12 protein-coding genes and 1 pseudogene are annotated in these 13,660 nt (G+C 61.7%); 4 read left to right on the forward strand and 9 right to left on the reverse strand.

Translation table 11 applies throughout. The annotated features are described in order from the left end of the window. Window positions 1-53: 53 nt before the first annotated feature. Window positions 54-1,088, reverse strand: a complete 1,035-nt coding sequence (locus NKH52_RS27265; protein ID WP_352735466.1) for an extracellular solute-binding protein — start codon at window positions 1,086-1,088, stop codon at window positions 54-56. 67 nt (window positions 1,089-1,155) lie between these two features. Between NKH52_RS27265 and NKH52_RS27270 the strand changes: the two genes are divergently transcribed. The 4 genes from NKH52_RS27270 (at window position 1,156) to NKH52_RS27285 (ending at window position 4,611) form a co-directional block, all read left to right on the forward strand. Further along, window positions 1,156-1,338 carry a hypothetical protein gene (locus tag NKH52_RS27270; RefSeq protein ID WP_352735467.1) on the forward strand — a complete coding sequence of 61 codons (183 nt, stop codon included), beginning with the start codon at window positions 1,156-1,158 and terminating at the stop codon, window positions 1,336-1,338. Window positions 1,339-1,539: 201 nt separating this feature from the next. Then, window positions 1,540-1,824 (forward strand): hypothetical protein, encoded by a 285-nt coding sequence (locus tag NKH52_RS27275; protein ID WP_352735468.1) that lies wholly within the window; start codon window positions 1,540-1,542, stop codon window positions 1,822-1,824. A 227-nt stretch (window positions 1,825-2,051) separates the two neighbouring features. After that, window positions 2,052-2,825 carry an NAD kinase gene (locus NKH52_RS27280; protein WP_023812117.1) on the forward strand — a complete coding sequence of 258 codons (774 nt, stop codon included), beginning with the start codon at window positions 2,052-2,054 and terminating at the stop codon, window positions 2,823-2,825. A 202-nt stretch (window positions 2,826-3,027) separates the two neighbouring features. Then, window positions 3,028-4,611, forward strand: coding sequence for a DEAD/DEAH box helicase (locus tag NKH52_RS27285; RefSeq protein ID WP_352735469.1), 1,584 nt, complete (start codon window positions 3,028-3,030; stop codon window positions 4,609-4,611). 73 nt (window positions 4,612-4,684) lie between these two features. Here NKH52_RS27285 and NKH52_RS27290 read toward each other — a convergent pair whose 3' ends face one another. The 8 genes and pseudogenes from NKH52_RS27290 to NKH52_RS27325 form a co-directional block, all read right to left on the reverse strand. Next, on the reverse strand, window positions 4,685-5,290 hold the full coding sequence (locus NKH52_RS27290; RefSeq protein WP_352735470.1) for a hypothetical protein: 606 nt from the start codon (window positions 5,288-5,290) through the stop codon (window positions 4,685-4,687). Window positions 5,291-5,517: 227 nt separating this feature from the next. Then, entirely contained in the window at window positions 5,518-6,168 is a 651-nt protein-coding gene (locus NKH52_RS27295; protein ID WP_013531371.1) for a YiaD family glycine zipper/OmpA-like lipoprotein, read from the reverse strand. 174 nt (window positions 6,169-6,342) lie between these two features. Beyond that, window positions 6,343-6,711: a GFA family protein gene (locus NKH52_RS27300; protein ID WP_024503891.1), complete on the reverse strand. Its 369-nt coding sequence runs from the start codon at window positions 6,709-6,711 to the stop codon at window positions 6,343-6,345. Between the two features lie 155 nt (window positions 6,712-6,866). Beyond that, entirely contained in the window at window positions 6,867-7,244 is a 378-nt protein-coding gene (locus tag NKH52_RS27305) for a hypothetical protein (protein ID WP_023812122.1), read from the reverse strand. Window positions 7,245-7,530: 286 nt separating this feature from the next. Then, window positions 7,531-7,949, reverse strand: a pseudogene (locus NKH52_RS27310) (GFA family protein). 78 nt (window positions 7,950-8,027) lie between these two features. Next, a protein-coding gene (prfB, locus tag NKH52_RS27315; RefSeq protein ID WP_127291384.1) for a peptide chain release factor 2 occupies window positions 8,028-9,159 on the reverse strand; the annotation gives its coding sequence in 2 pieces (ribosomal slippage) (window positions 8,028-9,092 and window positions 9,094-9,159; 1,131 coding nt in all). A gap of 118 nt (window positions 9,160-9,277) precedes the next feature. Further along, window positions 9,278-11,734, reverse strand: coding sequence for a penicillin-binding protein 1A (locus NKH52_RS27320; RefSeq protein ID WP_352679400.1), 2,457 nt, complete (start codon window positions 11,732-11,734; stop codon window positions 9,278-9,280). A 213-nt stretch (window positions 11,735-11,947) separates the two neighbouring features. Continuing rightward, window positions 11,948-13,210: an N-acetylmuramoyl-L-alanine amidase gene (locus NKH52_RS27325; RefSeq protein ID WP_352735471.1), complete on the reverse strand. Its 1,263-nt coding sequence runs from the start codon at window positions 13,208-13,210 to the stop codon at window positions 11,948-11,950. Window positions 13,211-13,660 lie beyond the last annotated feature (450 nt).

Here is a 13,660-nt window from a genome sequence, read left to right on the forward strand (position 1 = left end):
ATGGACGGGAGATGACCGCGCCGCGTGCAGCGGCGCGGAGAACGCGGGTCAGGTCATTTCTGCAGGTCGGTCCAGATCTTCGTGTAGAGCGCCTGCACATCCGGCGGGCAGGCCTGCATGAACTGGCCCTTGGTGGCGAACTCAGCGGGGATGTTCACTTCCGGCGCGGTCTTCATGTCGTCGGGCATGAAGGCTTCCGAGCCCTTGATGCCGTTCGAATAACGCGCAAAGGCTGAGATCAGCGCCGCATTCTGCGGATCCATGATGAAGTTCTGGAACAGCTTGGCGTTGTCGACATTCTTGGCGTCCTTGAGGACAGCGACATTGTCCATCCAGATCGGATAGCCTTCCTTGGGATAGCCATAGACGATCTTGTCGTTCTCAAGCCGCTCGCGCAGCGATATGCCGTTCCAGTTGACGCCCGCGGCGATGTCGCCCCTGCCCAGACCATCGACAGCCGCATAGTCGAGCGAAAGCCATTTCGCCTTCGCCTCCACCAGCTTGTCATGCACCTTTTTCAGCATCTGCATGTCGCTGCTGCAATATTTGCCACCCTCGTAAGCAATGGCGAGGAACATGATGTCACCCATTTCGGGTACGACATTGATCTTGCCGACGAGTTCGGGGGGTGGGTCGAGGAAGATCGCCGATGTGTTCGGGTCGCCGGCATAAACCGACTTGTTCACCGAAATGCCGGTCGTGCCCCACTGCCATGGAACGGTATATTTGCGGCCTGGATCGAATGGAACATCGACCCACCTGGGATCGACGTTCTTGAAGTTTTCCATCTTGTTGGGATCGGTCTCCAAGAGCAGACCTTCGCTGATCCAGACCGGCACGACGCTCGCCGAGGGCACGACGATGTCATAGCCTGAGCCGCCCTGCCGGACCTTGGCCAAGGCGGTATCGTTGGAGTCATAATCGGTGACCGTGACCTTGACCTTGTAGGTCTCCTCGAACTTCTTGATCAGGTCGGGGCTAGTGTAGTTGCCCCAATTGTAGATGTTGAGCTCGCCGTCGGCACGGGCCACGCCCGTGACAGTCAGCAGCGACAGGCCGATGGCCGTCGCGGTCAGTTTCCAGTTCATGCTGCATGCTCCCATTGTTGGGACCGGCGGCGTTACGGCCCCAAGTCCGTTTCCTGCTGACGAAAAGATGACCGCGACAACGCCGATCGACGGCACGAGAAAGGCCGTCGACATCGCACTCGCGGCATGCGGCGCGCCAGCAACGGCAAGCCGCATCGCGGTCGAGATATTCCCCTCTTCATTGTGGCCATTCACCGGCTGGCGCCGGCTGTCCAACTCAATTCTCGACCTCAGGAGTAACTATGACTAAACATACAGTCAATATCTTTCCGCGGATACGGCCATGGCTCGCCGATTGATGCGCCCGATGCGGTGGTGACTCAGTGAGCAGCCAGGAAAGAGGTTTAGCCGCGATGCCGGACGCGTCAGGCCGTTGAGGCCGAAATGCTCGCGGCCGCAATTCGCGGTGACCGACCGGCCACTGCTTTTTAAGGAGAGAAACCGCCGCGCGATGTCGCGCATCGAAGCGGCCGCCGATGCTGCCCGTCATCGCGAAGATGATCAGGTTACAGCGCTACAGCGCCCTTTGCGGACATGGCGCTCCGGCTGCGTCACCACAGCGCGACGCCGTGGGCTGCGGCCGGAAGCTCGTTTCTTCGGACTGGCGCACCAGTTCGGCAAAGAGCAGCGCGAAGCTTCCCAGCATCAGAAAGACGATGATCAGGCGTGTTACCGGCAATATGTCGGCCTCGACTGGCTAGCCCCCACGCCACCCATCCACTGCCGGCTAACATGACCGATCCGGCTTTACGAGACTTTAAGACCGATCTTAACCATCACATTCGCGTAGCCTTTGACATGATACGCGAACGGCAAGCCCGCATCCGCCGACCGGCATGGCCGCCACCATCCGGCATGGAGTTGCCATCCGGGATGACAGCTCCCTTTGCAGACGTACCCCGCCCATGCTACCCCGGCGCTGGCGCGGCCCTGCCGCTGCCAATCGGTCGTTATCGGGGAGCCATGAGCAAAGCCGCCAGCCGCATCGCCTTCGTCTCGTCCGACACCGCTGACGCCAAGACGGCGCTGGAAAGCCTGTCGGCGCGCTATGGCCAGTCTTCCGTCGAGGAGGCCGGGATCGTCGTTGCCCTTGGGGGTGACGGCTTCCTGCTGCAGACCCTGCGCGACACGATGGGGACCGGCAAGAAGGTCTACGGCATGAACCGTGGCACCATCGGCTTCCTGATGAACGAGTATCGTTCCGGTGGCCTGACGGAGCGTCTCGAAGCCGCTGTCGCCGAAACGATCCGCCCGTTGGAGATGCTGGCCGTGACCTCGGAAGGCGAAACGATTTCGGCACTGGCGATCAACGAAGTGGCGCTGTGGCGTCAATCGTACCAGACGGCCAAGATCCGCATCACCGTCGACGAACAGGTCCGGCTTGAGGAACTGAACTGCGACGGCGTCATGATCGCAACCCCGGCCGGGTCCACCGCCTACAATCTTTCGGCGCACGGACCGATCCTGCCGCTCGACGCGCCGCTGCTGGCGCTGACCCCAGTCAGCCCGTTTCGCCCGCGCCGATGGCGCGGCGCGCTGCTCTCCAACAAGGCCACCGTGCGCTTCGACATCCGCGAGCCGGAAAAGCGGCCGGTGAACGCCGCCGCTGACCATACCGAGGTCAAGGCCGTGACCTCGGTAACGGTGCGAGAATCACCCACGGCGACAGCAACGTTGCTGTTCGATCCCAATCATTCCTGGAACGAGCGTATTCTCGCCGAACAGTTCCGCTATTGAGCCGGCGCTGCGACCGACAGGTCGATTAAGCATCCCGATTAAGGTTACAACTTCACAATCGTGCCATTGCTGCCCGTTTCTGTTGACAAATCGAGGGCTTGCTCCTAATTGCAATACCAATCTTGCAGGCGCGTGGCGCTTGCCGCGACAGACGCCATTAGACGCCGTTGCGCTTCCCCGAACCAGCCAAAGACGACAACACTTGTCCTCAGACACCACGACCGCTCAAGAAGCGTTGACCTTCGCAGACCTCGGCCTGTCGCCGAAGGTCCTTTCCGCAGTCACCGACGCCGGCTATACCCAGCCGACGCCGATCCAGGCTGGTGCGATCCCGCACGCCTTGCTCGGCAAGGATATTCTGGGCATCGCCCAGACCGGCACTGGCAAGACGGCTTCCTTCGTGCTGCCGATGCTGACCCGCCTCGAAAACGGCAGGGCCCGCGCCCGTATGCCGCGCACGCTGATCCTGGAGCCGACGCGCGAGCTCGCCGCGCAGGTCGAAGAGAATTTCATCCGCTACGGCAAGAACCACAAGCTCAACATCGCGCTCTTGATCGGCGGTGTCTCATTCGACGAACAGAACAAGAAGCTGGAGCGCGGCGTCGACGTGCTGATCGCGACGCCCGGCCGCCTGCTCGATCACCGCGAGCGCGGCAAGCTGTTGCTCAACGGCGTCGAGATCCTCGTCATCGACGAAGCGGACCGCATGCTCGACATGGGCTTCATCCCCGATATCGAGCGCATCTGCGAAATGATTCCGTTCACCAGGCAGACGCTGTTCTTCTCGGCGACGATGCCGCCGGAAATCACCAAGCTGACCGAGAAATTCCTGCACGCGCCGGTGCGCGTCGAGGTCTCGAAGGCAGCATCCGCCGCCACCAACATCATCCAGCGGCTGGTCAAATCCGGCTCCAAGCCGTGGGACAAGCGCGAGACGCTGCGCAATCTGATCAAGGCCGAAGACGCGGAGCTGAAGAACGCCATCATCTTCTGCAACCGCAAGGTTGAAGTGGCGGAGCTGTTTCGCTCGCTGCTGAAATATGATTTCGACGCCGGTGCGCTGCATGGTGACATGGACCAGCGCGCGCGCATGCAGATGCTGGCCAATTTCCGCGACGGCAAGCTGCGCTACCTCGTCGCTTCCGACGTCGCCGCGCGCGGCTTGGACATCCCCGATGTCAGCCACGTCTTCAACTATGACGTGCCGATCCACGCCGAGGACTATGTCCACCGTATCGGCCGTACCGGCCGCGCCGGACGCTCCGGAAAATCCTTCACCATCGCGACCAAGTCGGACACCAAATACATCGACGCCATCGAGCGGCTGATCGGCAACAAGATCGAATGGCATGACGGCGACTTGTCAACGGTGGTTGCCAGCGAAGGCGGCGAGGACGATGCTCCGCGCCGTGGCAAGGGCGCACCGCGCCGCGCCGGCCGCAAGGACGACGATCGCGGCAGGGAAAAGGGCGGCGAGCGCAAACCGCGCGAACACCACGCCAAGCGCAGCGAAGACACGGCACCGGAAACAGCCCGCGAGGATCAGCCGGTGGCCGCAGCCGCCGACGTCGGCGAACGGCGCTCGCGCAAGGAAGCGATCCGTTCGGAAAACACCGAGCGCAAATCATCCGATCGCAATGAACAGCGCGCACCGGAACGCGGCGACACGAGGCCGCAGCGCGACAACAGCCGCCCTGCCCGCCAACGACACCAGGAAGACAACGATTCCACCGTCGGCTTCGGCGATGACATGCCGGCCTTCATGCGGATCGTCGCCAAGGTCTGATTCCCGACCGCTTCGAAGGCAAGCCAGCCATCCGGCTTGCCTTCTCGGCAAAGCTTCCTGCCTGGCTCGCCCGTTACATCGGCCCAGGCATCATCTTGGTCGGCTTTTCCAGCATCGGAAACTCGGCCTTGTTGCATTTCACGTTCGGATTCGTCGGACTGAACATGCCGTTCGGATTGTCCCCGAGCCAGGCATGCAGGTCGTAGTGGACGAACTCCTTCGGGATGAGAGGGTAGTGCCCCTCCATCGGCCCCATGAAGGTCTGGCCAAACAGCTTCGGGGGTTCCTTGATGTCCGGCGTCAGAGGCACCAGCCATTCCACGCCCACCAGCCGCAAGCCCTTCTTGGTCGGTTCGTAGATCAGCACATTGGGGTGCATCGGGTCGAGCTTCTGGCCGACACTCGGGACATTGACGAAGTGGATACCCATGGCGCCCTTCGGGTAGTCCATCGCACCCGCTATCTTTTCTCCGCTGTAGTAGACGCAGCCGACCGTCGACAGATAGAGGTCGCGGACGGCGACGGTGTAATCCTCATATTTGGCGAGCGATTTTTTCAAGGCTTCGATGTCGGCCTTGTTGGCGTTCTCGGCCCGAGCCGAAGCAACGTTCAGCCACGCGCCCACCAAACCTGTCAAAACGAGGACACCGCAGCGCCCAAGGCTGGCTGTTCTTGTCATGCATTCCTCCCAGATTTCTGATCTGGCCGTGCAAGACCGAGGCGGAAAAATGCTGATTGCGCGGCCAATGACACCGCCTCATCCCCTCAGGAACAGCGATGATGCTATTCCTTTCCATAGCTGCGGGAAAGCTATATTTTAGCAATAGCTAATCCAACAACGCCAATATCCGCGCAAACAAAAACGGCCCCTCATGGGAGCCGTTTCGCATTGGTTTGCCGTGCAAATCAGGTGAGCGGCGACAGCTGGATCTCGACGCGGCGGTTCTGGGCGCGGCCTTCGGCCGTGGCATTGGACGCGACCGGGCGTGTCTTGCCGAAGCCGGTGACTGCGAAGCGCCGCTGATCCACGCCCTGACCGGACAGATAGTTCGCGACCGCCAAAGCACGACGCTGCGACAGATCGAAATTGTGCTGGTCGCCACCGGTCGAATCGGTGTGGCCGAACACGTCGACCGTGGTCTGCTTGAACTTCTTCAGCACCAGCGCGACAGAGTTCAGGACCTGGTAGAAGCCGGGCTTCACCGCATCCTGATCCGAGTTGAAGGTGATGTCGGACGGCATGTTGAGAATGATCTGGTCGCCGCTGCGGGTGACGCTGACACCGGTGCCCTCGAGCTGCCGGCGCAGTTCGGCCTCGTTCTGGTCCATGGTGGCGCCGATGGCGCCGCCGGCCAGCGCGCCGATGCCGGCGCCGATCAGTGCGTTGCGGCGGTCATTGCCGCCGGCAAGCAGGCCAAGGCTGGCGCCCGCCAGGGCGCCAAGGCCGGCGCCGGCCGCCGTGTTGGAAATCTTCTGGTCGCCCGTATACGGATCGGTGGTGGTGCAGGCGCTCACGAGCACAGCCGTCGCCACGACGACGAGCACAGTCTTTTTCATAGGATGGTCCCTCTCCAAGTCACGCCTTGCGGTGGCGCCAAATCAGCCCTTCCCGCGACTTGTACCACGAATTGCGGCGAAAAGCGGAACGGCAAAGCGCCGCTACGGCTTTTCCCGAGGGACCGATACACAGTGATAGCGCCGCATCGCCGGGCCGCAATCGTTTGGATCAGGTTACCAGAGGTTCTTGCCGTCGATGACAACAACTTCGACCTTGTCGAGATCGAAATCGTCGAACAGCCGCGAGTTGACGCTGATCTTGGGATTGTCGAAATCCGGCTCGCCGGTCGACCAGTCCGGCGTTTCGGTAAAGGTGCCGCAGCCGCAGGTGGCGCAAAAACCGTGCTTTACGGTTTTCGATCCCCAGCGGTAGAAAGAGACGTTCTCCATCGGGCTGGTGAGCTTGAATTGCGAAGGCACGTAGTAGGCCCAGAGCGAGCCGCGCTTCGAGCAGAAAGAACAAGTGCATTGCGTCACCGTCTGCGGTGCCTGCGAAACCTCGAATGTCGTCGCCTTGCAATGACAGCTTGCCTTGATGGTCATCAACGAACCCCTCCTGTCGCCCGCCACCCTATGCGGCAAAGGCACCATAAAGAGGTGCTCCTGACAACTGTCTGTCAGCAGGTACCCGAACCGCGCAAACCCGGCCTGCGGCCCCGGTCACACGCGACCGCGGACGTCCGACCGCCGTCCTGTCGTCAATAGGAGCGCGGCGGCACGAACAGGCAGATTGTCTTGCCGGCGTCGAGGCCCGCTTGGTGCGCGCACCAATGGAATTCGCCGTCCGGGCTGTCCTTGACACGCTTGTCGGTCATTGGAACGATCTCACCCGTTCCGGCGATGACATAGCCCTCGGGTTTCTCCAGCACTTCGCCTGTATGGGTCGTGCGACAATCATAGTTGGCGCAGCATGCGAACGGATAACTCCAGCCCTGTGGCTTTGCCGCCGTGGGCGTGGCGTCATGCGCGAAGGCAGGTGCCGTCAGCATTGCCATCGCGCCAATCGCAAACAGGGAAAACAAAAGTCGGCCAGCCGGTTGAACGGCATTGGCCGATCTGAGTGTGGCAGCAGACATGACGCGTTCCTTTCAAACGAGCTCAAGCGTTTCGCTTGCCCGTTCCCGGAACGTATCTTCCCAGTGGCCGGATCGTCGGGTCGCAGATATGCCGCGTCCGGCCATAAATGCTTTTTCTCTCCCAGCCCTTGGATGCTGGGCTGATTCCTTGGTCGGCGCAAGACGATGCATTCCCGACATCGTTCTATGGACGTCAGGTATCCGCTACCGCCGACGAGATGAGGCCAAGGTCAATTCCCGGCAAACGGGCGTCGGATAAACGGAATAGGCCCGCTGTGGTTCCAGCCTACTGCTGGTCAGAGCCGGCAATCACGTGCTCTTGATACTGCGGCAGGTCATCGGTGATGGTGAACCAGCCGGCCTTCGAACCGACGAAGATGTGCGCGGTCGGGCGGATGGATGGGTCGTCGACGAGGGTTCCCATGGCGACATGGACATAGGCCCCCTCGCGCACGAGCGAATAAAGCAAGGAGCCGCACCGGCACAATGCGCGTTATGGCCGCTTTCGTCGCCGAAGATCAGGAGCTTGTCCTCGCCTTCGGTGAGGACAAGCTTTTCACGCTCGATACCGGCGAAAGGCTTGAAGGCCGAACCGGTGGTGCGCCGGCAGTCCGAACAATGACAATTCGCGGCATAGATGAATTCGTCAGTGACCTCGTAGTGAACCGCACCGCAGAAGCACTTTCCGGTGAGCTTGCTCGGCAACACACTCCTCCGTCGCGGTGGTGCGCAGGGGTATGTTCAGATTGAGGTCAGCTAACCTCACCTGAACATGGACATATCCTAATCCAGGTCTGCTACGGCTTCGCCCGCGCCGCCCTCGATGCGCTGCGACAACGAGGCTTCCATGAAATCGTCGAGGTCGCCATCGAGCACGCTCGACGGGCTGGTGCTCTCGACGCCGGTGCGGAGATCCTTCACCAACTGGTAGGGCTGCAGCACATAGGAGCGGATCTGGTGACCCCAGCCTATATCGCTTTTCGACGCTTCGGTGGCGTTTGCAACCGCCTCGCGCTTTTTCAGCTCTTCCTCGTAAAGGCGCGAGCGCAGCATCTCCCAGGCCTTGGCCTTGTTCTTGTGCTGCGAACGTTCAGCCTGGCATGCGACCGCGATGCCGGTGGCCAGATGCGTGATGCGCACCGCCGAATCGGTGGTGTTGACGTGCTGGCCGCCCGAGCCTGACGAGCGATAAGTGTCGATGCGGACATCGGATTCGGAGACGTCGATCTCGATTGTGTCGTCGATGACCGGATAGACCCAGACGCTGGCGAAGGACGTATGCCGGCGCGCATTGCTGTCATAGGGCGAGATACGCACCAGGCGATGAACGCCCGATTCCGTCTTCATCCAGCCATAGGCATTGTGGCCTTTGATCATCAACGTTGCGGACTTGATGCCGGCCTCTTCGCCGTCATGCATTTCCAGCACTTCGACCTTGAAGCGACGGCGCTCGGCCCAGCGCGTGTACATGCGCAGCAGCATCGAGGCCCAGTCCTGGCTTTCGGTACCGCCGGCGCCGGCATGGATTTCGAGATAGGTGTCGTTGGAGTCTGCTTCACCCGACAGCAACGTCTCGACCTGGCGGGCCTTCGCTTCGCCTTGCATCGAGCGGATCGCGGCTTCCGCCTCGGCGATCACGCCCTCGTCGCCCTCTTCCTCGCCGAGCTCGATCAGGCCGATATTGTCTTCCAGCGCCTGCGTCAGACCTTTCACGGAGGCGATGCCCTCTTCGAGGCCCTGGCGCTCGCGCATCAGCTTCTGCGCTTCCAGCGGCTCGTTCCAGAGGCTGGCGTCCTCGGCGCGCACATTGAGGTATTCAAGCCGCTTTATGGCCTGATCCCAGTCAAAGATGCCTCCTCAGCAGGGTTATCGCCTGCCTGATCTCGTCGACAATATTCTGCGTTTCCGCGCGCATGGCTGGCTGTTCTGTCCTGTTTGCTGAAGTCGGTTGGCGCGATACATAGGCAGGCCGCCGCCGGCTGTAAAGCAAAATGGGCTGGCGCCAAGGCCAGCCCATCCGCTCATGAAAATCATCAGTAGAGGCCGCCGCCGCCGGACTGAATGGCCTGGTTGGCCTGCGGCGACAACGCGCCCCCCGTGGCATTGGAGCCGTCGGCGCCCATGCCGATGACCCAATAGCTGTCGGCGGGACCGGTACCCGGCTTGAAGGCTTCGATGATGGTGCCGGGATCACCCGATGCGGCACGCATGCCGGTCTTGCGGTTGATGGCGACAAGATTCATGCCTTCGGGCACCTTGAAGTCGACATTGGGCGTGCCGTCCAGCGCCACCCGCATGAAGTCCTTGAAGATCGGGGCCGCGAGACCACCACCGGTGGCGCCATGGCCGAGGCCGCGCGGCGTGTCGTAGCCCATGTAGAGGCCGACGACGAGGTTGGGCGTGTAACCGATGAACCAGGCGTCCTTTTCGTCGTTGGTCGTTCCGGTCTTGCCGGCGATGTGACGGCCGAGTTCATTGATGGTGGCGCCGGTGCCGCGTTGCACGACACCTTCCATCATCGAGGTGATCTGGTAGGCCGTCATCGGATCGAGCACCTGCTCGGAATTGTCGACGAGTTCCGGCTCCGGCTGGTTCTGCCATTCGGGCGCATTGCAGCCCTGGCAGCCACGTTCGTCCTGCTTGAACACCGTCTTGCCGTAGCGGTCCTGGATGCGGTCGATGAGCGACGGTTTGATCGACTTGCCGCCATTGGCCATGATTGAATAGGCCGACACCATGCGCATCACGGTGGTTTCGCCGGAACCCAGCGCCATCGGCAGATAGGGTGCCAGATGGTCGTAGACACCGAAGCGCTCGGCATATTCGACGACCAGCTTCATGCCCATGTCATTGGCAAGCCGCACCGTCATCAGGTTGCGCGACTTCTCGATGCCGGAGCGCAGGGTCGCCGGACCGGCGACGGTGCCGTCGTAATTCTTCGGCGTCCAGCTCGTGTTACCGCTCTGGATCGTGATCGGCCCGTCCATGATCACCGACGCCGGCGTATAGCCATTGTCGAGTGCGGCCGAATAGACGATCGGCTTGAACGAGGAGCCCGGCTGGCGCATGGCTTGCGTGGCGCGGTTGAATTCGGACTGCGCGTAGGAGAAGCCGCCGACCATGGCCAGCACACGGCCGGTGTGCGGGTCCATGGCGATGAGGCCGCCTTCCACTTCGGGCACCTGGCGCAGGCTGTAGGCGCCATCGGCACCATCGTTTTTCTGCACGAAGATGACGTCGCCCGGCTTCAGCACCTCCGCCGGCGACTTGGCCTTGACGGTCTTGCCGGCAACCACATGGCGCATGGCGAAACCCATGTCCTCCTTGCTGATGGTGCCTTCGACGCGTTCCTTGACGATCTCGCCCGACGCCTGCCGTGCCGGCTGCAAGCCGATCGACAGCCCGGTCGCCGAACTGTCGAGCACGACGGCGAGCGACCATTCGGGAACATCCTCCAGCCCCTTGACGGCGCCAAGCGGCACGCCCCAGTCGCCCGACACGTCGATCGATGTCACCGGCCCGCGATAGCCGCGCAGCGTGTCGTATTTCATCAACCCGTTCTGCATCGATTTGCGGGCAATGAGCTGGATCTTCGGATCGAGCGTGGTGCGGACGGAGAGACCGCCTTCGTAGAGCGCGTTCTCGCCGTAGCGGGCGATGATCTGGCGGCGCACCTCTTCGGTGAAGTACTCGCCGGCGAACAGATAGGTGCCGCTACGGCGCGGCGTCACGCCCAGCGGCTCGGCCTTGGCCTTGTTGCCTTCCTCACGCGTGACGTAGCCGTTCTCGACCATCTGGTCGATGACCCAGTTGCGGCGCTCGATCGCGCGATCGGCATGCTTGAAAGGGTGGTAGTTGTTCGGCCCCTTGGGCAGCGAGGCCAGGTAGGCGGCCTCGGCCACGGACAGTTCGTTGACCGACTTGTCGAAATAGGTCAGCGCCGCACCGGCGACGCCATAGGCGCCGAAGCCGAAGAAGATTTCGTTGAGGTAGAGCTCGAGGATGCGATCCTTGGGATAGGCCTGCTCGATGCGGAAGGCGAGGATCATCTCCTTGATCTTGCGCTCGTAGGTCTGGTCCGAGGACAACAGGAAGTTCTTCGCCACCTGCTGGGTGATCGTCGAGGCACCGACCTGACGCCGGCCCGAGCCGAGATTCTGCAGGTTGACGATGATGGCTCGGCCAAGGCCGGTCACATCGATGCCTGGGTGGTTGTAGAAATTCTTGTCTTCGGCCGACAGGAAGGCCGCCTTGACGCGGTCCGGTATGGCCTGGATCGGCAAATACAGGCGCCGTTCGCGCGCATATTCGGCCATCAGCGCGCCGTCAGACGCGTGGATGCGGGTGGTCACCGGCGGCTCGTATTTGGCCAGCACCTCGTAATCGGGCAGATCCTTCGACAAATGGCCGATATAGATGGCAACGCCCGCCGCGACCAGAAGGGCCAGCGTCGTGCCGATGCCGAAAAAATAGCCAATGAGACGAATCATACCCGCTCCAGTCCTTGGTTCGGGAATTTCCTAAACGAAGCCGCCTTTCGCGCAAGCTTTCGAGCCGGTCCCAACCCGTAATCGAAAACCCTTGTCGCCGCCATGTGGACAAAATACGGCAATGCCTGATTTCGCGGTCGCGAGCCGGAAATAAAAGCATTGGGTGTTGTCGTCGCGCAACGCCGCCTCTGGTTGCAGGCGCCGCCGGTCATGTCAACCTCCGGTTCCCGGTCCGGCCTTGGCCGACGCGAACAGCGCGACGGCGTTGGTTATGCTCTGGGCCGCCTTGCCGCGCCAGTCGGCGTTGAGCAACTGCGCCTCGTCCTTGGCGTTCGAGAGATAACCGAGTTCGACCAGCACTGACGGCACGTCGGGTGCCTTGAGCACCTTGAAGCCCGCCGAACGCTGGGGATTGTTGATCAGGCCGACGCTGGTCGACAACTGGCCGACCAGCGTGTGGGCGAAACTCATCGAGAAATTGTGCGTTTCGCGGCGGATCAGGTCGATCAGGATGTCGGTGACTTCCTTGTTGTCGTTCTTGATTTCCATGCCGGCGAACTGGTCGGAGAGGTTTTCTCGGTCGGCAAGCGCCTGCGCCTCGGGATCCGAAGCCTTGTCGGAGACGGTGTAGACGGTGGCGCCGCGAATGCCTTTGACGCTGATCGTGTCGGCATGGATCGAAATAAGCAGGTCGGCCTCATGCTGACGGGCAATGCGCACGCGATCGTCCAGACGCAGGAATTCGTCTGTGTCGCGCGTCATGAACACATCATAATTGCCGACGGCTGCGAGTTTGTCCCGCAGCTCCGTGGCGAAGGCCAGCGTGACATTCTTCTCGATGGTGCCGTTCAGGCCCTCGGCACCGCCGTCGATGCCACCATGGCCGGGATCGATGACGACGGTGAACCGATGGCCTGGATTGGAGACCGGCCCGGTGCCGACCCGCCCTCCCTTGTCGGTCGAAACGGTCGATCCGGTGGTCAGCGCCTGATTGGCCAGCGCCAGGTCGAACTCGCGCTCGGATGCCGCCGACATGTCGATGGCAAGGCGGTAGCCGGTGCCGTCCTCGTTCTTGAGCACATCGAGCTTGTCGACGGCGAACGGTCCCTTGCCGGTGAGGATCAGCCGCGAAACACGCTCGCCAAGGGCGCCCAGACGCACGCCCTTGACCAGGCCCCGCGCCTTCAAATCCTTGGCATCAACAGCGAATCTCGTATTCGCGAGATCGATGACAAGACGGTTGGGACCGCGCAGCAGGAACCATTTGATATCGGGTTCGCGATCGAAGTCCATGACGATGCGCATCTTGGTGGCATCGCCGGCCATCTTGTAACCTTTTGCCACGAGCGGAGCGTCGGCGGCATTGGCATTTGAGGACAGGGCAGATGAGACCGCCAGTAGCAGCAAGAGGCAGAAAGCGGCCAGGATCCGGCCGCCGACACGACATCCCTTGTCTGTGAAGTCCGCCAATCCCATCTCTCTTCCAGTCGCTCCCGGTTTGGCGCCCGGCGCCCGGTCATTTCGTCCATATGCCGGTCAGGCCGCGAACTCGATTAACGATTGGTATCCAGAGAAGGTTAACCAAGCCTTTTCATGCAAGGGCCGCAAGCCTGGCTTACGCTACGGAACGGCTTTTTGCCGGCATCGGAAATCGGGGTTGCCTTCCATCCCGCCAAATCATAAAAGCGATGGTGGATCACTGCAATCCTGGAACCGCCCTCCTCCGCAGCTTCTTGCTACAGGGTCAGATGTAAAGGCGGCTCCTTTCGCTTCACGCGAAAAGGGTTCAGGTGATCGCGACGAATTTCGCAGGCGTGCTCCCGTGGCGGGGGAATCGCCTGCGTGAGGAAAACGGCCGGGTTTGTTCCCGCGCCGGCTCTGTATGAGCAAACAAGCTGGTCCGGTTCATCCGGGCTTTGGTTCAAA

It is taken from the genome of Mesorhizobium sp. M1066 (assembly GCF_040318635.1).
Lineage (GTDB): Bacteria > Pseudomonadota > Alphaproteobacteria > Rhizobiales > Rhizobiaceae > Mesorhizobium.

What these genes read in the sequence shown, in the direction of transcription:
- NKH52_RS27265 (WP_352735466.1), bottom strand. Translation starts at nt 1,088, where the DNA reads ATGAACTGGAAACTGACCGCGACGGCCATCGGCCTGTCGCTGCTGACT.
- NKH52_RS27270 (WP_352735467.1), top strand. Translation starts at nt 1,156, where the DNA reads ATGACCGCGACAACGCCGATCGACGGCACGAGAAAGGCCGTCGACATC.
- NKH52_RS27275 (WP_352735468.1), top strand. Translation starts at nt 1,540, where the DNA reads ATGTCGCGCATCGAAGCGGCCGCCGATGCTGCCCGTCATCGCGAAGAT.
- NKH52_RS27280 (WP_023812117.1), top strand. Translation starts at nt 2,052, where the DNA reads ATGAGCAAAGCCGCCAGCCGCATCGCCTTCGTCTCGTCCGACACCGCT.
- NKH52_RS27290 (WP_352735470.1), bottom strand. Translation starts at nt 5,290, where the DNA reads ATGACAAGAACAGCCAGCCTTGGGCGCTGCGGTGTCCTCGTTTTGACA.
- NKH52_RS27295 (WP_013531371.1), bottom strand. Translation starts at nt 6,168, where the DNA reads ATGAAAAAGACTGTGCTCGTCGTCGTGGCGACGGCTGTGCTCGTGAGC.
- NKH52_RS27300 (WP_024503891.1), bottom strand. Translation starts at nt 6,711, where the DNA reads ATGACCATCAAGGCAAGCTGTCATTGCAAGGCGACGACATTCGAGGTT.
- NKH52_RS27305 (WP_023812122.1), bottom strand. Translation starts at nt 7,244, where the DNA reads ATGTCTGCTGCCACACTCAGATCGGCCAATGCCGTTCAACCGGCTGGC.
- NKH52_RS27320 (WP_352679400.1), bottom strand. Translation starts at nt 11,734, where the DNA reads ATGATTCGTCTCATTGGCTATTTTTTCGGCATCGGCACGACGCTGGCC.
- NKH52_RS27325 (WP_352735471.1), bottom strand. Translation starts at nt 13,210, where the DNA reads ATGGGATTGGCGGACTTCACAGACAAGGGATGTCGTGTCGGCGGCCGG.